Origin of the sequence: Pseudomonas sp. HY13-MNA-CIBAN-0226 (assembly GCF_040310305.1) — a bacterium.
Taxonomy (GTDB): domain Bacteria; phylum Pseudomonadota; class Gammaproteobacteria; order Pseudomonadales; family Pseudomonadaceae; genus Aquipseudomonas; species Aquipseudomonas gregormendelii.
Window position 1 is genome coordinate 1 of record NZ_JBEOPS010000659.1, and the last position, 233, is coordinate 233.

The window sequence follows — 233 nt, forward strand, 5'->3', positions numbered from 1 at the left end:
GCCTATGTCGGCACTCGATATGCCAGTGACGGCGCTGGCAGGTGTTGGCTCCAAGGTTGCCGAGCAACTGGCACAGTTGAGTATTGTGCGAATCTTTGATTTGCTACTGCACCTGCCACGAGATTATGAAGACCGTAGCCGACTGGTATCGATAGCAGACGTGGGGCATGGACAAGCAGCGTTAATCACTGGGCGCGTGGTACACGTCGATGTCAAGCGCAGTGGCATGACCG

At 55.8% G+C, this 233-nt stretch carries 1 pseudogene; it reads left to right on the top strand.

Going from position 1 to position 233, the window contains the following annotated elements:
* A pseudogene (locus tag AAEZ05_RS30325) lies at positions 1–233 on the top strand (ATP-dependent DNA helicase RecG); the annotation flags it as partial.